Origin of the sequence: Odoribacter splanchnicus DSM 20712, assembly GCF_000190535.1 — a bacterium.
Taxonomy (GTDB): Bacteria; Bacteroidota; Bacteroidia; order Bacteroidales; family Marinifilaceae; genus Odoribacter; species Odoribacter splanchnicus.
Window position 1 is genome coordinate 3,604,623 of record NC_015160.1, and the last position, 20,432, is coordinate 3,625,054.

The window sequence follows — 20,432 nt, forward strand, 5'->3', positions numbered from 1 at the left end:
ACCTGGAAAATTTATGAGACAAGAAATGGAGAAAACGGTTTTGAAAGGAAGACACGGAGGTTGGTCGATATGGCTATCTGTAGCTTTCGGAATGGTATGGCTTTTATTGCTCCCCGGACAGTCGGTGGCTAGGGTTCCGGGCAGTAGGGACAAACAACAAACTGCGGAAACGTTGCGGGTTGTTCACGGTAAGGTAACGGATGAAAACGGAGCTCCGATTGTGGGGGCGAATGTTTGGATAAAGGGGACTATGGTAGGAGTGGCTACCGATGTCAACGGAGATTATACCTTGCGGATAAACCCTGAGGCGAAGACGTTGAGTGCTTCATTTATCGGTTATTCAGAGGCGGAGAAGACGATTATGCCGGGAATCGGGGTTTATAATTTTACTTTAAAGCCGGAAGCCAGGAAGCTGGACGAGGTTGTGGTGGTCGGGTACGGTACTACCCGGCTCAGGGATTTAACCGGTTCGGTATCTTCTGTCGGGGCTGCTGATCTGGAAAAGGAACCGGTGATGAATGTCGCTTCTGCCTTGCAGGGGAAAGCGCCGGGGGTTCAGGTGTCTATGGCTTCGGCGAAACCCGGTGAACCGGTGAAGATCCGGGTGAGGGGATCCACTTCGTTGGAAGGTACCAATGAACCTTTGTATGTGATCGACGGTATTCCGGCCGAACAAGCCGATATGATCGCCATAAACCCGGACGATATTCAGTCGATCGATATATTGAAGGATGCTTCGGCAGCGGCTATTTATGGGTCGAGGGCCGCTAATGGCGTGGTATTGATTACAACCAAACGGGGGATACAGAATGAAAAGCCTCAGCTGAATCTGAAGTATTTTACCAATTTCGATACCCAGATAGAGAATTTCAGCATATTGAATGCGAATGAATTCCGGAATGTCATGATGGATGCTGCAATCAATACGTTAAAAGTGGATCCGACCAATGAGACGGCTTTGAGTATTAAAGAAGGGACTATCCTGAAGGATGCCGATACAGATTGGTATAAACTATTGTCACAGAAAGCTTCAACGAACAGTGTGGAGCTTTCGGTGAGGGGAGGAAGTTCAAGACTGAAATATTTTACTTCCTTCGGGATGAGTTTCCAAAATGGAGTATTGAAAGGGGATGACCTGAAACGGTATACCGGGCGGATCAACCTGGACTGGGATGTGACTTCGGTATTGAAATTCGGTACCAATGTAAGTTTGGCGTATACCGATCAATCCCAGGAAGGACAAGGGTTGTGGCAGATCAAACAGTTTCGTCCGGATGTCCCGGTTTATGCAGAGGACGGTAGTTATTATAAGATCGGTACGACAGATAATCCGGTGGCCAAAACGAAGATTACCAACCGGAACGATGTTTATCGGTTTAATGGGACGGTATTCGGGGAGGCCCAGATTATTCCGGGACTTCGTTTTCGTTCAACTTTCTCTGTAGCTAAGAACTTTAATTTCACCCACCAATATTATCCCAGTTTTTTACAGGAAGGTAATTATTATAACAATTATACCGGTAAAGCTGTACGGGGAAGTAACGAATCGGTACGTACCCTTTGGGATAATACATTGAAATATGAGGGGACATTTAAGGAGATACATGCTTTGGATGCTTTGTTCGGAGTCTCGTTCGAGCGTTACAAGGCTGGTGATTTCAGTGCTACCGGTGTCGATTTTCCGATGGACAAAATCTTGAATAACCTGAGTAGTGCTACAACTCCTTACGATGTAAGCGGGAATTCGTCCGGAAACGGACTGATTTCGGTCTTCGGACGGTTTAACTACCAATTGATGGAAAAATATCTTTTCACTTTTACGGCTCGTTTCGACGGTTCGTCGAAATTCGGTTCGCACAATAAATACGGTTTTTTCCCCTCGGGGGCTTTTGCCTGGAAAATCGATCAGGAACCTTTCATGAAGGATATTGAAGAAGTGAACGAATTGAAATTAAGGCTTTCGGCCGGAGTGACGGGAACACAGAATATCGGTAATTATAACAATAAGGATCTTTATGGCCCGAACGATTTTCTGGGAAAACCGGGAATTATCCCGACAACCCTGGGAAATAACGATTTACGCTGGGAACGGACCAAGCAATTCGATATCGCTGTCGATTATGCTTTGCTGGATTACCGGTTGAGCGGATCTATCGGCTGGTATTATAAGAACACCAACGACCTGTTGTGGTATATCGATTTTCCGACTTCACTGCAACCCTTCAGCGGGATGTATAAAAATGTCGGACGGGTACAGAATAAGGGATTCGAGTGGATCGTCGATGCAAAAATTTTCAGGGAGACGGAGGTGAAATGGGACGTTACTTTTAATCTGGCCGTTAACCGCAATAAGGTGAAATCTTTGGTATCCGAAGGGGCACAGGATTGGGCCGGTAAAGGTGTGGTACAGGGAAGCGGTACCGAAGTACTGGCCGAAGGACATCCGGTGGGAGCTGTTCTGGGGTACCAGACCGACGGTATATTCCAGTCCTGGACACAGATCGAGGAATATAATAAAAAGGCACAGGAGCTGAGTAACGGGACTGCCACTTATTATTATAGCAGCGAGACCAAACCGGGACAGATTATTTACCGGGATGTGAATGGAGACGGGCATATCAGCGTGAAAGACCGGGTCATCATTGCTAATCCGGAACCGAAATTTCAGGGGGGATTTTCTTCCAATGTGTCCTGGAAAGATTTATCCCTGTATCTGATGTTCAATTATTCGGTAGGTGCAGAACGCTTGTATAACAATACTTTGCAAAATATTTCCGGTTCGTTGAACAACCTGATCGATTATAACCTTTACAACCGTTGGTCCGAACAGAATACGTCTTCCCGTTTACCGGCTTTGTATGTCGACGATCCGGTTCCGGCGACGAATAATCTGGAAGTACACAAAGCTTCTTATTTGAAGCTGTCGCATTTGCGGATCCAGTACAATTTGCCGGTATTGTGGGATGCCAGGTATTACAAAGGGGGACAGGTATATTTCGCTATCGCCAATCTTTTCACTATCACCCGCTATCCGGGAATCGATCCGGCGACGGTAGGTAGTGCTACGGCTAACTACGGAGGAAATTACGATAGTGATATTTATCCGGGTGTCCGTTCTTATACAATCGGGTTACGACTTAATTTTTAATTATTAGCACGAATGCTTATGAAAAAGATATTTATCCTTTTGATGGTCGGTAGTCTGCTGTTTTCCTGCCAGATTACGGACGTCCTGAACCAGGAGCCTCCGCATAATCTGACTCCTGATAATGCGATTACGGATGAAAAGTCGGCAGAAACCGCTTTGACCGGTATTTATGGTGAACAGATCGGGTATGAGTCTTATATGTCGATCGGAAATCATGCAATGACTGCCGGTATTTTGCAAAGAAACGACAATCCCGGCGTGGTTGTGAGTATTTATTATATCGAAAACCGTTTGCCGGAACTGAATCTGGTGGGGGCGGCATATACTCCTTTTTGGGATGCTTTTAATACGATTATCAATTCGTCGACGAAATTACTGGCTGTTTTGGAAGGAATGAGCGATAATCTGTTTACCGATGGACGGAAAACCACCATGATGGGAGAGATCCGGTTTCTGCGGGGGTGGTATATGTTCGATTTGTTGAGGATGTTCGGGGAATATGATAAATTGGACAGTAAATATGGGATGATCATCCGGGAGACTCCCCCTACTTCCGATGATGTTTATAAAGCCCGTTCGACGGTTCAGCAGACGTATGATTTTATCCTGAAGGATATCGAGTATGCTATATCGAACGCCCCGGATTTTACTTCTTCGGATTTTGCGTCGAAAATGGCTGCCAAGGCTCTTAAAGTGAAAGTACTTTTCTATATGGGGAAATACAGTGAGGCTTTAGAGGCTGCCAATACGTTTATCGGTGACGGAGAACGGGCATTGGTGGCCCCCTATTCGGCTGTTTTTACCGATTTTTCTAATCAGGAGCTGATCTATACCCGGGGATTTGCAGGGACAGATGAAGTGAAATATCAGGCCACGCGGGTACAGGCGTATTATAATGAGGGGAAATGGGGACCTACGGAGTCTTTTATGGAACTGGTCGGGGACGATCCCCGGAAAACGGTTATCCTGAAAAATGGAGTCGGGGATGTTTTCGGACCTCAGCAGACGATTCGGAAAGCTTCGAATGCAGAAGGAACAATGCCCACTTACCTGATGCGTTATTCAGAGATTTATATGATGAAAGCCGAATGTGAAGCCCGTACCGGGAAAGGAGATCCTTTGGCTACCCTGAATGCTTTACGTTCCGGTCATGGATTACCGGCTATTACGGGAGTGACCGATATATTACAGACGATCTATCAGGAATGGATACTGGAAATGGGGTTCGAGAATGGGCATGAATGGTACGCTACCTGGCGGATGGGAGTGGATCAACTTCTGGAAACCAATCGGGCTGTGGCTGAAAAAATGGCTACTGCCGCCGATCCTGAATTGTATAAAGCCAATTTGCCTTATAAACGGATTTATCCGATCCCTTCGAGCGAAATCAATGCCAATAAGTTGATGGAACAAAATCCGGGGAATAATTGATGGCCTGATTCAGGACTGAGTTTTTGTGGTTGAAGAGAGAATCGTGATAAAGTGGATTTTATTGCGATTCTCTTTTTTGTCGGAAAATAGCCCGGTACCCCCGTCTCCGTCCTTTATTGTTAAATATTATACAGTTGTTGGAAGGAAAGTTTACTCAAACGTTTCCCTTTAAAATTTTCACGTTTCTTTAACAAACCGGCCGGTTTTCGTATATTAATTCTTAATATTGTACCTGAAAATATGAAAGACAGAAACCTATGATGACTGTAATGATGAAGTTGACGGACAATAATTTTAAACGTAAAGTTACGTTGCGGGCTTCTGTTGGCATAGGGGAAAATATAATAGAATAAAGAAGCTCGCTGAAAGGCGGGCTTTTTTTTGCGATAAAAGTGAAGAGGTTCGAACTGACCGGTTTTGTCATGAAAAAAAGAGTAGAAATTAAAACCATACAATGAAAATCAAAGGAGAACCGAGGGCATTTCTGAGTAATGAGGCCCGACAATTACTGAATCTTTACGAATCGTTAGGGGAACGGGCAGAGATTTTTTTGCCGCGTCATATTTATGACAATCTGACCAGTTTTGTGAAGCTTTGTTTTGAAGAACCCGATGACCCGGCTGTCCAGCAGTCGGAGATCAACCGTTATTTGTTGAAGTTCCGGGAAGATATTCCGGGATATACGGATGTTGCTTTGATGCTTTGTCCGCATCATCCTTCCAAAGCTTTCGAATTGAGTGGAAGGCGGGGAGAGTTTATGAAGAAGATCGATGAGTTCCTGGATACCGAAGCAGTAAGTCCTGATTCCAGAGTTCTCTTGAAAAATATTAAAGACACTCATGATTTTTCGGTAGGAACTCCTCCTGTGCGCAGTAGCCATATCGAGTTTATCTCCCAGGTACAATTGGGCGGGCAGGTACGCGATTTGCGGAAATACCGGGATGTGATCGGGGTGACCGGTGACCTGAACGAAGCGCATTGGAATTATTTGATGGATACTTTGGAGCAGATGATCGGCCAGAGTACCCATTATACAACCGGGGCTGAGAAGGCCGACTTTCTCAACCGGATGCGTTGGGCGGTGAATTTCAAGGGACTGAACGGTATGATTACGACGGTGGTTTCGGGAAATGCCGATAAAGCGGTCAGTCTGCTCCGGGGAGAAGTATTCGGTAAGAATAGTGTACAAGTGTTGGAGAATCCTTCTACCGAAGAATTGTTCGAACAGATGAGGGTGGATACAACCTCGGTCTTTGTGGTGAAAGCCCGGCATATGCGGGTGAATCCTTTCTCCGGTGAAAAATGGTTTCCTCTGCTGACCCGTCTGGTGATTGTCGACGATTCGCGGGAATCGAGGAGTTCCAATACCTCTCTGGTGTTCTGTTTTCATAACGGGATTATCCATACACTGAATAAGGTACATACCAAGAAATTGGGTTCTCCGGCCAATACGCAATTGAACTTGCGGTTGATTCTGGAAAATGTGAATCCCTCTTTCCTGTCAGAATTCCGGGAAAAAATCGAGCTGCAAATCAAAGCCTACGAGAAAGAGATCAATCAGATTCTGACCGAACAGATCGGGACTACCGGGGATGCGGTGAAACGGTTGAATGTGTTTAAACTGGATATGTTCTCCAGGAAGATCGTTCAGGATAAATATTCCCTGGAAAAATTACGGGATTTTATTTATTTTCTGGAGAATTGCCATAAAGAAGAAAAACGGCAGGCACAAACCCGTGAATTGATCGATGAATTCGAAAGCCGGATCCGGCAATACTTTTATTCGGATTGCCCCCAGATTCAGGTGTTGAGTGTATTGGAAGGCGGCGGACGCAACCAGATCCGTACTTATGGACGTTATCTGTTGCAAAAGCCTTTGCACCGACTGGAAGATAAGGTGTATAAAGCTTGCCGGTTGATCCTGAATATTATCCCCAGCAATTATGAACGTACCCTGAAGAATCACTTTCATAAGAATTTCGGCATCAACCTGTTTTTAGAGAAATATCAGGCTTATATCACGAAGATAGATAATGATGCTAACAATAAAGGCCGTTACGATAATTTCCTCAATGACCTGGGGATCCGGGAAAAATACCGGGCCTTGCCTGTGGAGGATCAGCAAATCGTGAAAGAATTCTTATCGGCTTTAGGCAATCTGGAACAGACTTCGGTTTCCGATTCGGTACAGATGATTATCCGGGATCTGTTGTTTCATCCCAATGGAAAGCCGAAACCTTATATTATTTACAATGCGATGCAGGCTTGGGAATATAAGGATTTGCTGCCTGACGATACTTTCGATATCAATCCTTTCGATATCGAAATCGAGAATTTGCCTGACGGGCGTTTAGCCTATGAACGGCTGACGGATAAATTACTCCGTATCAAATCGACGCTGGCTTTATTCGACGATAGTGGCAGCCTTTGGGATTTGTTTTGTGAGAATACGACGATTCTGATCAACGATCCGAATAATCCGACCGGTTATACGGATTTCAATACCGAAGCTTTGAATGCGTTCCTGAAACTGATGAATACTTGTAAGATTACTCTTTTTCTCGACGAAGCTTATGCCGACAGTGTGAAGGTTACGGATAAACATATGCCGAAATGGCGTACGATCTCGCGGTATATCATCAATAATATCAATGCCCAGGCCAATATCCGGGCGGTATCATCGTTATCGACCACCAAGAATTTGTCGGCTACGGGCGATCGGTTAGGGGCTTTGGCGGTGACCCCTCAGGCTGCTGCGGTCGCTGCTTTTGTGCGTCAGCTGAATTCCTGTTCGCACGGCAATAACAACTCTTTACTGATGTTGAATAATTTGCTGGAGACGGCACAGGTAGCTAAAAAAATAAAAGATACGCTGGAAAGCGAGTTACCGAAAAATGCTTCCCGCTTTAAGATCAAAGAGACACTGATCCGGTTTATCAATGAACAGATCGGACGGATTGAAAAATCGAACGCCAATAGTGTTGCAAACCGTCAGTTGCATAAGACCGCCGGATTTGAAGGTAGCCCGTTGTACCTGTTCCTGCTGGATGAGCTGGTAGCTTTGGATAAACTGGATATATTGGCCCTGCCGGACGATTTTAAATACCATAACGAACCTTTCTTCGTTTATTACCAGAGACGGTTGGTGGAAAATCTGAACCGTTTCCGGGTGAATAAGAATTTCCGTTCAGAATCGATGTTACGGATGAGTTGGGCAAAAGAGGTGGCTCAACGGGTTGTAGCTGAATTCGAAGGGACGGAAGTCAGTTGGTTGCCTTCGGATGGTTCTTATTTGTTTAACTTCCGGGTGGGGGAAGGGTTTTCTTATGCCGATCTGCTTTGTTTCTGCCAATATCTGGCGTTACACCGGGGGATTGCTGCTGTGCCCTATCCTACCGGTTTGGTCCGCTTTGCTATCGGAGGTTTTCTTGCCGATACCGAGGAGAGTAAGCAAGTGTTTAAATATGAACTGGAAGACGGTTTTACCATTTTTATGAAATATTGGACACTGTTTGCGGCTAAGCGGTTGGATGCGGCTTATAAGGAGGTGGAAAGCCATACGATTTTGGATGAGATTTTCGCTTATACTAAAATTCAGGAATTGATCGATGCGATTATCGGCGATTATCCTTTATCCGCTAAATACCGGAAAGACAAAGCGCCTTCTTTGCAGATCCGTGATATCCGGACCTTGTACCATGCCTCTCCCGAGCGTAGCGGAGTGAGCATTACGACGATCGACCGGTCGGTAAATTCGGTCATCGAATTACATGGCGACAAGATCGGTTCTTGCCGGGATGTATTCGAGTTTATCCGGAGTGCTGCTTTTACGAAGGTATATGAAAATTTACTGGCACAGATTTATAAGCAAGTGCCGGCCATTGCCGACCTGGATTTCAATACGGTAAGTTCGAAATACAGTAAGGCGGTGATCCTGAAATATATCACTAATAAGAAGACGTTCCAGCCCAACTATAATGTACTGGACGATCCGATGGAGAAAAATGTGATGCGGGAAATTCTGATTGAAATGGAGCATCTTCTGTTCTCGGATAGTAAAGTGAAGATTTTAGCTATCGATGCAACCGGAAATCCGGAGTTGGATAAATCGAAATTGGAAGGAATCAATGTGATTATCAAGAAATATATCCGGGAAATTTTATTGCATTTCAATCTGCCGTTTGAAAAAGACAGCCTCGAACCCAGCCGCAAGGAGATTGTCCGGGTAGCCGGAGAAACATTCGAGGAAATCACCGGTATTCGGTTGAGTGACCTGAACCTGCAAATCTGGGTAGATGAATTTATCAACCGTCTCCGCGCTCTGCCCGAATTTAAAGAGACGTTGCTGGCTCAGAAGTGTATGGGGTATATGATGGATTCGATCGCTTCGGGGATGAACAAAGAAAATTTGCCGGTAACCGATAAGATCCTGTTTCTGTATTTATTACATAACGATCATTCTTTCTATCGGCTGGTATCGGCCAAATTGAAGTATTTCAGCGATAAGATCGGAGCTTGTGCGGACAGGGAGGTGAAGATGTTTACAGAGGAGTTTATCACCGAGATATTACCCACCCAATTGAAGGAAATCAACGATTATATCATGCGGCGCCGGGATATTAAGGTGGCTGAGAAAGAGATCCACCGGGTGAGCCGGAAAGTGGTGTTGTTCTATATCAGCATGATCAAGCGGACAAAAGGAACCGATTATTACAAGCGCTATACCCATACGATGGTCCGGCTGGTGGAGACGGCTTTTATGAAACAAAATTCCAGTGTCAACGAGATGGTACAGCACGGTATTTCTATTTATAAAGATTTTGAAATGGAGAATAAGGTGCTGGAGACTTTCGAAGATGGACGGATCGCCTGGATCAACGAACTGATGCAGAAATGCGGTGTCATTTCTTCCGAGCAGCCGGTGCAGGAGCATACCCGTATCGTTACGGATGCTAAGAAACGGGAATATCCGTTCCACAAAGTGGATCGTCCGGGGACTATTTCGAAAAAGCGGCTTGGGGAGGCAGGACCGAACGATTATTTGAAGCTATTGGATTTGCGGCCCGATTCGTCTTTTTTTATCGGTCGTTTGGCCCGGTTTATCGCCAATATGGATTCGGACGATTATCGCTGTAAGGTGGTGAAACATGGCATGGTGAAGGAGCTGGTGATTTTCCAGAAGGGATATATGAAATACCTGACCGATAACTACCGGCTGAATTATACCGAAGACATTCCGATCGAAGATATCACCCGGTTCGTCCCGGATGTGATCAGTTTCCTGGGGGCTCCCGAAAAGCTGATTTCTTTCCCGCAGATCGGGTATTTCGATATACCGGGGCCGAACGGGAACATCAAGACGATCGTTACGCCGTTGAAACAGAAGGTAGATTATTTCGGGGATGTCAAGAAACCACGTCTGACGGTGATCAATGAGAAAATTAAAGAGATCGGCGGTAATCCGCGTCACGGTTCTTTGTTTGCCGTGGAAGAAAACGACGGTAGTATCTTTGTTATCGAGATCAATGGGGATAGTGGGGTAGGGAAGTCGGAAATGATCGCCGCTTTTATCCTGAAATGGTTGCGGAATAACCTCGAGGGGGTCCGTTCGGTAAAACTGATTGCGGGCGATATGTTCCATGAGTTTCAGGATGCCGAAGGTAATCTGTATGGGATCGGTACAGAGGTCGGTGATTTCTCGCGGACGACGGATTTCGACCCGGATTATATCAAGTATTATAAGTATCTGTTCGAAAGTAGTGCCGACAGTAATGTCGAAGATCTCAATTCCCGGAGCACGGTGAGCGGTATGTGTGATATCACGATGCCTTATAAGATCGATATCATGCTGAGTGCCGGAAACTATTCGAAGGAGGAAGCAGGTATAACCCGGGTGGACAATCCTGAAAATTTCCTGTTGTATATGGATGCCCATGGGGAGAGGAAAGAGAAAGCGACCAGTCAGGATGGTCCTAATTTCCAGCGTACCTTGAAGCGTTATACGGCAGATAAGAATATTGTAGATGTGATTGCCCGTCATGGTAATTATCTGGATGATATTTTAGATTGGGATTATGTAGAAAATGAAAAGCAATATTATCTGGCTTCTTCGTTCAAATTATTGGATAAGATCGATATTACGGAAGTAGTCGGTCAGATTTTCGGCGGTAAGCAGTTTAAACGGGACGGGGTTGGGTATACCATCCAAACGGTCTCTTTCGATATGATACAGAACCGGTTTATTGCTACCGTATCGTATGGGGAAAGAGAAAGCCGGGAAATGATGATCGACCGGAAGATGTTCAGTGCGATTTTCGATTCTCTGGCCAGTACTCCGGGAGGGCAACCGTTTATTGCTGAGGAAGGACAGTTGGAATCGGTGATGAACCTGGTGAAAATCATGCGCGGAGGGAGCGACGGTAAGGGGAAAGCCCGGAATATTCAATGTGGTATGCTTTCAACGGAGATCGGCAAGAAAGGCCGGGAGATTACCGGACCTCAGAAAGCCGCTATGGAGCTGAAACGGATGATTCAAGAGGTACGGATTACCCGCCCGGAAATCAATGAAGGGAAAATTTGCGTGAAACGCCTGCTGAACGAGAAATATCGTCCTATTTTCAAAGGAGAAATGAATAGTTCGGAATTGTGGCGATATAATTTCTTTATCTATCAGCTGGAGAACATGAAGAAAGCCGACTATCGCCGGATGGACGATATCGACCGTAAGGTAGATATGAGTAATCTGGTGGATTTTGTACCTGTAGACCCGAAGAAAGAATTCAGTCCTTTGTTGGTGAATCCCAATCTGAATATCGAACTGAGTAGTTTCAGCGAGACGTTCGAGGAATTGATGAGTTTGCCGAATTATCCGGAATTTGCGTGTGAATTCGCCGAACATATGGAACAGTTGTATGTCGCAGAGGGATATAGTGAAGAAACGAATATCAATAATATGATCGTACAGTTATTGCTTCTGGAGGGATATTGTACGACCGAGGACGTGGCTCGTGGTAGTGTCATTGAAAAAGTGAACCGGGAGACGATTGCCGCTGCCAAGTATGCGGTGGTTCGGTATTTGGAAGGCGAACGGGTGAAACGCGCTTCATCCGGTAAACCTGTCGAAAAGATCGCGGCTACCGGTACAGGTAAAAAGGTTGCTACGAAGGGGATACGTAAAAAGTAAAGTATCGGGATTTTGATTTGGGAAGCCGCTTCTTTCCGGGGAGCGGCTTTTTTGTTGTTGTTATTTGTTGAAACCTGAAAACATTTTTTATCTTTGTATTATAATGAAGAATGTTTTGTTTTGTATATTAATGATTTATGTGGTTTGTGGCTGTCGGTCACAGCAACCGCAAGAGATTGTTCGGCTTGCTGTGAAAAGCTTGGATGAACTACAGTCTGTGTCGGCTGTCCTGGTCAGTAATGCTGCTTTTGACGGTGCGGAGTTGTCGGATGAGCTGGCCAGTCGGATACCTTTTCTCTTTAAACAGGTAGTACGGGATTCGGGTACTTATTTTTTTACCTTCGAACAAATCGATAACCGGGTTTTCTACCGGAACGATCAGCCTTATATGGCTTGTGTATATCTGGATATGTTACTTGGTACGCGTATTCCTGTTGAACCCGGTGCGAAAAGGTATGATTATTTTGCCCGGATCCAGGAGGAGCTCGATTTGATGCAGCAAATCCTGGATGGTAAGAAACTGCGTGAAGTTGCTTCCGATTCTTCCCGGATCGTCGATGTATGGGTGGAGCGGGCGCCGGATACGCTTTTTAACGGGCAGGATTGTTATGTACTCAAACGGCATAATGATGTCACGCTTATTCCCTCGAAAAGTAATAATGAGTCATGGAAAGCCAATGTAAGATATAAAGTGATGCATAGTTATAATACGTATGCTTTATTTATAGAAAAACATACAGGTTTGCCTGTTTACTGGTCTTATACCAATTCGGGAGATCAGGACGGCAGGAAAATTCCGGGAAACCGGAATACGGAATTTTTGGAAAATATGGAGCTGAAGGATATTCCGGACAGTTGTTTTTATCCTGCTCAGGCAGATAAAATTCGCTATGTCGCTTCTTTCGACGAGTTCGTGCAGGAGGTGAAGGTGGGTGATGAGGCTCCTGCTTATGAATTGACGGATGTCATGACCGGGAAAGTGTATTCCAACGCATCGCTGCAAGGCAAGATCGTGGTGATGCAATTTACTTCTACCGGGTGTGTCGGATGTGTATTGGCCCAGCCGTGGATGAATAAATTATATGATCGCTGGAAAGAGCAGCCGGAGCTGGTTTTTCTGTGTGCCGGTCTGCTCAGTGAAAAGGATGCTAAGATTCAGGTTGAAAAATATGAGTTCGCTTATCCGATGACCACTTGTAATCAGGCTTTTTTCTGGTCGTTCGGAGTGCAGGCCATACCTTCTTATTATGTGATCGGAAAAGATAATCAGGTGCTTGCCAGACCACAATCACACATCGGTTTGAAGAATTTTTTAGACAGTTATTTTAATAAATAATTGCGGGGAGCCGGGTTTGTTATCAGGAAGAATGGTAGGCCACAGGAAATAGAACGGAAATTTTTGGTCAAGGGAGATTTCAAGTCACAGGCTTTTCAATCGGTACGGCTTATGATTTTGAAATGAAGAATAGGGTACTGGAGATTTTTAAAGATGGACAGGTCGCCTGGATTAACGAACTGATGCAGAAATGCGGTGTCATTTCCTCCGAACAGCCGGTGCAGGAACATACCTGTATCGTTACGGATGCTAAGAAACGGGAATATCCGGATCGTCCGGGAACTATTCCGGAAAAGCTGCTTGAAGAGACTGTTTCTGGAGGGATATGGCACAACCGAGGATGTGGCCTGTGGTAGTGTCATTGAAAAAGTGAATATCGTCATTATTTCGTCATATTTTTTTAATGTCGGCGTAACATTGGGTTCATAGCTTTGTCACAGTTAAAGACAAGACTATGAATTTTTCTTTTATCCGGGATCGTAGATCATTTTCAGATTTTATTTTTATTCTGTGGGCAGGAGGAGCGGCCCTGCTTTCTTATTCGTTAGTATATGCATTGCGTAAACCTTTTACGGCTGCTACATTTGATGGGCTGAGTATTTGGGGAATGGATTATAAGGTTGTAGTGACTATTACTCAGATTTTAGGTTATTTGTTGGCCAAGTTTATCGGCATTAAATTGATTTCTGAGTTAAAGGGACAACATCGTTTAAAATTTATTTTGGGGGCGATTGTTTTAGCTGAGTTGGCTTTAGTCGGTTTTGCTATCCTGCCGTCTCCGGGTAATATCTTTGCTATGTTTTTTAATGGGCTGGCTTTGGGATGTATGTGGGGAGTGATTTTCAGTTTTATAGAAGGGCGGCGGGTAACGGATATGCTAGCCAGTTTATTGGGGATTAGCATGGTGATTGGTTCAGGTGCAGCGAAATCCCTGGGATTGTTTGTGATGGACCATTGGCAGGTCAGTGAGTTTTGGATGCCTGCCCTGATCGGTGGTTGTGCTTTGCCATGCCTGGCTTTATTGGGATATGTGTTGCAATCTCTGCCAAAACCTTCCGAAGAAGACAGGGCTTTGAAAGCAGAGCGGATGACTTTGGATGGAAGGCAACGCTGGGCTTTATTCAAAAAATTATATGCCTTTTCTCTCTATTATTTTAGTCGCTAATTTTTTGTTGGTGGCTTTACGGGATATAAAGGAAGATTTTCTGGTGAAAATATTTGATGTTGCGGGGAGTGGTTATTCTTCATGGATATTCGCTCAATTGGACAGTATCGTTACTTTGATTATCCTGATCATCTTCGGATTAATGGTTTTTGTCCGTAATAATATGCGGGTTTTATTGATTTTATTGAGTTTGGTGATTTTGGGCATGCTGACCATGTCTTTTATTTCGTTGAGATATGAGGCATTGCAACTAAGTCCGGTAGTTTGGTTATTTATTCAAAGTCTCTGTTTATATCTGGCTTATTTGTGTTTTCAGACTATTTTCTTTGATCGTTTTATAGCTTGTTTCCGTATCCGGGGGAATGTCGGTTTTTTTATTGTATTGATTGATTTCATCGGTTATTTAGGAACGGTGATTGTCTTAGCCGTAAAGGAATTTTTAAATCCGGATATCAATTGGTTATCGTTTTATAACCAATTGGCGGGTTATGTGGGTTTGGGATGCAGTGTATTGTTTGTCGGTGCTTGGGTTTATCTGTACCGGCAGGCAAAACGAAGAGCGTCTGAAAAGGTGATGCCTCTGGAAGCTGCTCATGCTTATTGATTGGTTTTATTCTAATTACAGTAATATTTGATTTAAGGACATGAAAAAAGTTAGTTGTGTCATTATGGATTGGGCCGGAACGGCTGTCGATTTTGGGTGTTTTGCTCCATTGAATGCTTTTTTGAGGGTGTTTCAGGAGCAGGGTGTGACGATCACTTACCGGCAAGCCCGTGAACCGATGGGATTATTAAAGATTGAACATATAAAGGCTATTTTGAAAATGCCTGAAGTGAGTGAAAGATTTCGTACAGCACATGGACGGGAATGGAATCAGAATGATGTCGCAATCATGTATCAGAGTTTTGAGAAACATTTGTTTGCTTCACTTCAGGATTTTACGACTCCTGTTCCGGGAGTTATAGAGACAATGGAACAATTACGTCGTGAAGGGATCCGTATTGGTTCAACGACAGGGTATACCGACGCTATGATGAAAATTGTACAACCCGGAGCTGCTGCTCAGGGATATACTGTAGATTGTCTGGTAACTCCGGATCATTTGCCTGCCGGACGCCCGGCTCCTTATATGATTTACCGGAACATGACAGAGCTGGCGATTCCTTCTGTTGACGAGGTGGTTAAAGTTGGAGATACTATCGCCGATATCCGGGAAGGATTGAATGCAAAAGTATGTTCTGTCGGAGTAATTACAGGTAGTAATGAGTTGGGGTTGACCGAGGAGGAATACAAAACTATGCCTGAACCGGAGTTATATACTTTGAAACAAGAGGTCAGAGAGCGGATGATGGCAGCCGGTGCACATTATGTGCTGGATAATATCCGTGAATTGCCGGACCTGATACATAATTTAATGAATAAAAAATAATAGGTGTATGAGAAATTATTTACTGTTGACCCCTGGACCGTTGAGTACTTCTGAGACGGTGAAAGAAGCCATGTTACAGGATTGGTGTACCTGGGATAAAGATTACAATGAAGGAATAGTTACTGTGATCCGGAAAGAATTGCTGGAGGTGGCAGGACTGGATGAGAAGGAATATACAACTGTGTTGTTACAAGGAAGTGGGACTTATGGCGTAGAGGCAACTTTGGGAGCTGTCGTGAAACCTACCGACAGGTTACTGATTATAGCGAATGGTGCTTATGGCAAACGGATGTCGGCCATTGCTGATTATTATAAACTGGATTATGTCATGGTGGCTTTGAAAGAAACGGAGCTGATTACCCCCGCAATCGTGGAGGAGGCTTTGAAAAATCATCCTGGAATCAGCCATTTGTCTTTGGTCCATAGTGAAACAACGACGGGTTTATTGAATCCGATTGAAGAAATTGCAGAGGTGTTGCGTGGACGCGGGATCACCTGAATCGTTGATGCCATGAGTAGTTTTGGAGGGATTCCTATCGATATGAAAAAACTGGGTATTGATTTTCTGGTTAGTAGTGCCAATAAGTGTATACAGGGAGTTCCGGGCTTTACCTTTGTTCTCGCTTCTCGGGAAAAATTGCTGAAATGCAAAGGAGTTGCCCGTTCTTTGTCCCTGGATATTTATGCCCAATGGGAAGAAATGGAAAAAGGGCATGGAAAATGGCGGTTTACCTCACCGACTCATGTTGTACGGGCATTTTTTCAAGCTTTGAAAGAGTTGAAAGCAGAGGGAGGTATAGAAGCCCGTTACCGCCGTTATTGCCGGAATCATGAGGTATTAGTGGAAGGAATGCGGGCTATTGGTTTTTCCACCTTGCTGGAACCGGAAAAGCAGTCTCCGATTATTACTTCTTTTCTTTATCCGGAGCCGGGTTTTTCGTTTACAGAGTTTTATGGGTTGCTGAAACAACAGGGTTTTGTCATTTATCCCGGAAAGGTTTCGGATGCTGATACATTCCGGATTGGTACTATTGGAGATGTATTCCCGGAGGATTTTGAAAGATTGACACAAGCTGTTGCGGCTATCAGACAGGTAAATTAAACAGGGCTGCCCGGACAAGTTTGACTTTTTTTAGTTTTTTGGCTGTTTAAGTGTTTCTTTTGCTTTAATTTTGTTGTAAAAGAAATCAATATGCCACAAGAGATAGAAAGAAAGTTTTTGGTCCGGGGAGACTTTAAAGCATATGCTTGCCAATCCTTTCGGATTGTACAGGGCTATTTGTCCTCCGTACCGGAAAGGACGGTCAGGATACGGGTGAAAGGTGAACAGGGCTATCTTACTGTAAAAGGTAAAAGTGATGTTCATGGAGTTACCCGCTATGAATGGGAAAAAGAGATTGCCAGGGAAGATGCAGAAGAACTCCTGAAATTGTGCGAGCCTGGGGTGGTTGACAAAATTCGTTATTTAGTGAAAGTAGGGGGGCATATTTTCGAGGTAGACGAGTTTCTGGGGGAGAATAAAGGGTTATTGCTGGCTGAAGTTGAATTAAAGCAGGAGGATGAACTTTTTGAAAAGCCGGAATGGTTGGGAGAAGAAGTGACCGGAGATCTGCGTTATTATAATGCAATGCTGGCACACCGCCCCTATCGAAGTTGGAAGTAATTCCGGATTTATGCATGCTTAACAGTTTGAGAGTTCGGTTATTCCATTGTCTGAAACTCTGATTGAAACAATAGAGTAACCGAACGATTCGAATCTGTATTTATTTCATTTTTTCTTCTAATTCGGTACTGAGGGGCAGGTGGTCCTGGAAGTGGACCGTGACATGGGTACCGTCGCAATAGGGTTTATTAGCGGATGCTCCGCAACGGCATAGGGTGACCCGGTTACGTTGTTCGTATTCGGTGCCGTTAGGTCCATTCACAGGAATACCTCCTTTGACCCAGAGCGGACCACTACATTCTTCCTGTGGGTCTTCGATCAGGCCTAAAGCCGGTTTTAAGGGGGGCTCATAAAATTTTTCCTCTTCTTTGTCCCAAAGTTTTAACCGGCCGGAGGGGCAGTACATGCTTTCGTGTACGGCCAGATCATGGGCTTCGGTGTTGTCGGAATCTTCCGTCAACTGCCAAACCGTTCCTCTGGCCATACAAAAACGGGCATGTACACAATATTCGGTGTTGTCGGCCAACTGAACTCCAGGACCGTCATACAGATCGGCATTCTCTAAAAGAGGGATATTGCCGGCGGTTAGCGTCGGATCCCAATCGGCATGGTGATGGGAACCGTCGCAATACGGATGATTTTTGGACTGACCACAGCGGCATAAAGCAGTGGGTTCGTTGTCGGTCGGGTATTTATGCCCTTTGGCATATTCCCAGGGGATTTGTTCTTTATTTAAAACGAAGATCTCTTGTTGAAGAGGGGGATTTCCATATACCAGATAGGGGCCGTCTGCTGTAATTTCAAGGTGATATTTCGGGTCAGGAGTAGGTGTACCCGGTTCGATTTTACGAGTGTTTTTTTCCATAATTAAACGTTTTAATGATACTTGTTATACTTAAATTCGGATGGAAAGTTCCGGGTTGACTGGGAGAATTTTCACCGGTATAAGTTTTGGAATAGAATTTGTTATAAATGTATTGTTTGGTTTATTGAAATATTTTACTTAATTTTACATAAAATATTGGATTCCTTTTGAAGGAATAAGTTATGAAAGTTTTGAAAATATTTAAATCGTTGTTATACAGGATTCTAATTCTTGTTTTGATAGGTCCTTTGGGAGCTTGTTCGGAGGAGTGTGGTTATGATTCTCATGCTGGTTATCAGTTAGGTAAACAAAATTTCGATTATTTGGAAGGTAATATGGCTTCTATTTTGTCGTTTTGGGATCTTGCTTTGAGAATGAACACGTATTTGACGGCCTTGGATGAGGAAGGAGAAGACCGGGTAGAAGAACTTTTTCCGGACTATCGTCTTCAACAAGTGAATGAACACGAATGGATCGGATGGAAGGGACAGGATTCGGTTTTTAAGGTTGTAACAGACGATCTGGCATTGACCACTGAGACAGCTCATTGGGAAATTGTGGGCTGCCGGGCTCCGTATGAGGGACAGCTCACCGTTTTGTGTTCCGGTTTAAGGACCTGGGTGTTTCATGTTTCCGCTTTGCAAAACCGGAAATGGATATCCGATGCCAGTCTGAAAATTAATTATAACGGAGAACAAACGCCCCGGAATTTTAACGATGGGGATTGGATTGTTTCCGGTGTGGGGAAGAGTATGACCGATGAGGAAGAAATACTGAATTTTGAAGTTGCAGAATCGCTGATCCGTTATGCGGAGAGTCATTATCTTTTCGATAAAGGACTATTGTATCTGCGGTTGAAAAATAGGTTTTCTCCGAAAGAAGAGATTGTTAAAGCTGAGATGAAGACACTTCCGGGAAGTGACCGCTCTCTGCAAATCACCTATAAAGGGGAGGTTTACTCTTATTGATGGTTACAGAGGTTTCCCCCGGCAACATCGGTGGCCGGGGGAGTAGGTAAAATCAGTATAGTTCCTGTAAAACAGCATCCAGGGCGGCTCCCCGCATTTCGGTTTTAAAGATACGGCCTTCTTTATCGAGAAGGATACAAGTGGGGACTCCTGTGATATTGTATTTTTGGGCGACAGGTCCGTTAAAACCGTTGGGATCACACAGTTGTTTCCAAACCATTTTTTCTTCTTTCATCGCCTTGTCCCAGTCGGTTTTCTTTTCGTCGATAGAAATACTGATGATTTCAAAGCCTTTGTCTTTATAATCCTGATATACATGACGAAGGTGTGGAATCTCGCCCCGGCAGGGACCACACCAGGATGCCCAGAATTCCAGCATCACATATTTTCCTTCGGGTACACAGGAAGAAAGCTTGACCATTTCCCCTTCCGGATTCATCAGTTCGATATCCTGATATTTTTCGCCGATAGCCATCGTTTTGGCTTTGTCAGCTATGGTTTTGAAGTTTTCGGCCATTGGGGGAATATTCGCCCAGGCTTTGGTGATGAGTGCTGTCAATTGTTCGAGCTGAGGGACGGTTAAATTGACATACATGCCTTGTAGGAATTGAAGGGCTAAATCATATCCTACTATGCTTTCGGGATGTTCTTCGATAAATTTCCATTGGGCGATGTTTAATTTCTTGTTGATCTCGTTTTCTTGTTTGATTAACGCGATTCCCTCTTCTGTATTGAATATGCCGTCCATTGCCGGCCGATGATATACTTCCAGATATTTTTCATTTATGGTTCCGGATTGTTTTCTGAGATCGGCGATACTTTTCAAATACCGGTCGTACAAATCCTGGGAGGCGGAGCCCTTTATTACCGGATCTTTCCGGAAGGTTTCATCGCTCCAATAATAAGTACGCAAGCTGTCGACATGACCGGAATAACTGATAACCGAATTTTCCAGGTAAAACCGGCTGGCTAACATTTGGGACGGGTCATCCTGGCCGGTTTTGTCGATGATTAATTGATACATACCGGGACGGTCGACTTTACCTTTCAATTGGAACCTGCCGTTTTTAATAACCGTGCTGTCGATGGTGACCGGAGGATAGACGGCTTCGTTTACTAACTGTACTTTCATGCCTTCACTGTTTCCCCCGATGTTACCGTTGAGGATATAACCGTCATATTTAGTTTGGCAAGCGACTAAACTACTGCTGCATAAAAAAGCTAAAAATATTTTTTTCATCGT

General features: G+C 44.4%; 10 protein-coding genes and 2 pseudogenes. 10 read left to right on the plus strand and 2 right to left on the minus strand.

The genetic code is table 11. The features are described 5' to 3' along the window. Positions 1-13 precede the first annotated feature (13 nt). From ODOSP_RS15290 to ODOSP_RS15330, 9 genes and pseudogenes are all read left to right on the plus strand, one after another. Positions 14-3,148, plus strand: a complete 3,135-nt coding sequence (locus tag ODOSP_RS15290) for a SusC/RagA family TonB-linked outer membrane protein (RefSeq protein ID WP_013613201.1) — start codon at positions 14-16, stop codon at positions 3,146-3,148. A gap of 18 nt (positions 3,149-3,166) precedes the next feature. Then, a complete protein-coding gene (locus ODOSP_RS15295) occupies positions 3,167-4,579 on the plus strand; it encodes a RagB/SusD family nutrient uptake outer membrane protein (protein WP_162609993.1) in 1,413 nt (470 codons plus the stop codon). 454 nt (positions 4,580-5,033) lie between these two features. Continuing rightward, positions 5,034-11,762, plus strand: coding sequence for an aminotransferase class I/II-fold pyridoxal phosphate-dependent enzyme (locus ODOSP_RS15300; RefSeq protein WP_013613204.1), 6,729 nt, complete (start codon positions 5,034-5,036; stop codon positions 11,760-11,762). A gap of 103 nt (positions 11,763-11,865) precedes the next feature. Continuing rightward, complete coding sequence (locus tag ODOSP_RS15305; RefSeq protein WP_041556958.1) at positions 11,866-13,098, plus strand: TlpA family protein disulfide reductase; 1,233 nt, start codon at positions 11,866-11,868, stop codon at positions 13,096-13,098. A gap of 122 nt (positions 13,099-13,220) precedes the next feature. Further along, positions 13,221-13,454, plus strand: coding sequence for a hypothetical protein (locus ODOSP_RS15310; RefSeq protein WP_013613206.1), 234 nt, complete (start codon positions 13,221-13,223; stop codon positions 13,452-13,454). 98 nt (positions 13,455-13,552) lie between these two features. Continuing rightward, a pseudogene (locus ODOSP_RS15315) lies at positions 13,553-14,867 on the plus strand (DUF5690 family protein). 40 nt (positions 14,868-14,907) lie between these two features. Further along, positions 14,908-15,693 carry a phosphonoacetaldehyde hydrolase gene (phnX, locus tag ODOSP_RS15320; protein WP_013613207.1) on the plus strand — a complete coding sequence of 262 codons (786 nt, stop codon included), beginning with the start codon at positions 14,908-14,910 and terminating at the stop codon, positions 15,691-15,693. Between the two features lie 7 nt (positions 15,694-15,700). Continuing rightward, positions 15,701-16,795 (plus strand): annotated as a pseudogene (gene phnW, locus ODOSP_RS15325) (2-aminoethylphosphonate--pyruvate transaminase). A gap of 90 nt (positions 16,796-16,885) precedes the next feature. Continuing rightward, entirely contained in the window at positions 16,886-17,356 is a 471-nt protein-coding gene (locus ODOSP_RS15330) for a CYTH domain-containing protein (RefSeq protein ID WP_013613208.1), read from the plus strand. Positions 17,357-17,456: 100 nt separating this feature from the next. Here the strand turns inward: ODOSP_RS15330 and ODOSP_RS15335 are convergent, their stop codons facing one another. Further along, positions 17,457-18,221, minus strand: a complete 765-nt coding sequence (locus tag ODOSP_RS15335; protein ID WP_013613209.1) for a CDGSH iron-sulfur domain-containing protein — start codon at positions 18,219-18,221, stop codon at positions 17,457-17,459. A 182-nt stretch (positions 18,222-18,403) separates the two neighbouring features. Here ODOSP_RS15335 and ODOSP_RS15340 point away from each other — a divergent pair, with 182 nt between their 5' ends. Beyond that, positions 18,404-19,189 carry a hypothetical protein gene (locus ODOSP_RS15340; protein ID WP_013613210.1) on the plus strand — a complete coding sequence of 262 codons (786 nt, stop codon included), beginning with the start codon at positions 18,404-18,406 and terminating at the stop codon, positions 19,187-19,189. A 52-nt stretch (positions 19,190-19,241) separates the two neighbouring features. Here ODOSP_RS15340 and ODOSP_RS15345 read toward each other — a convergent pair whose 3' ends face one another. Further along, positions 19,242-20,429, minus strand: a complete 1,188-nt coding sequence (locus ODOSP_RS15345) for a TlpA disulfide reductase family protein (RefSeq protein WP_013613211.1) — start codon at positions 20,427-20,429, stop codon at positions 19,242-19,244. Positions 20,430-20,432: the final 3 nt, after the last annotated feature.

Coding starts and splice junctions, on each gene's coding strand:
- ODOSP_RS15290 (WP_013613201.1), top strand. CDS start 14: ATGAGACAAGAAATGGAGAAAACGGTTTTGAAAGGAAGACACGGAGGT.
- ODOSP_RS15295 (WP_162609993.1), top strand. CDS start 3,167: ATGAAAAAGATATTTATCCTTTTGATGGTCGGTAGTCTGCTGTTTTCC.
- ODOSP_RS15300 (WP_013613204.1), top strand. CDS start 5,034: ATGAAAATCAAAGGAGAACCGAGGGCATTTCTGAGTAATGAGGCCCGA.
- ODOSP_RS15305 (WP_041556958.1), top strand. CDS start 11,866: ATGAAGAATGTTTTGTTTTGTATATTAATGATTTATGTGGTTTGTGGC.
- ODOSP_RS15310 (WP_013613206.1), top strand. CDS start 13,221: ATGAAGAATAGGGTACTGGAGATTTTTAAAGATGGACAGGTCGCCTGG.
- phnX (WP_013613207.1), top strand. CDS start 14,908: ATGAAAAAAGTTAGTTGTGTCATTATGGATTGGGCCGGAACGGCTGTC.
- ODOSP_RS15330 (WP_013613208.1), top strand. CDS start 16,886: ATGCCACAAGAGATAGAAAGAAAGTTTTTGGTCCGGGGAGACTTTAAA.
- ODOSP_RS15335 (WP_013613209.1), bottom strand. CDS start 18,221: ATGGAAAAAAACACTCGTAAAATCGAACCGGGTACACCTACTCCTGAC.
- ODOSP_RS15340 (WP_013613210.1), top strand. CDS start 18,404: ATGAAAGTTTTGAAAATATTTAAATCGTTGTTATACAGGATTCTAATT.
- ODOSP_RS15345 (WP_013613211.1), bottom strand. CDS start 20,429: ATGAAAAAAATATTTTTAGCTTTTTTATGCAGCAGTAGTTTAGTCGCT.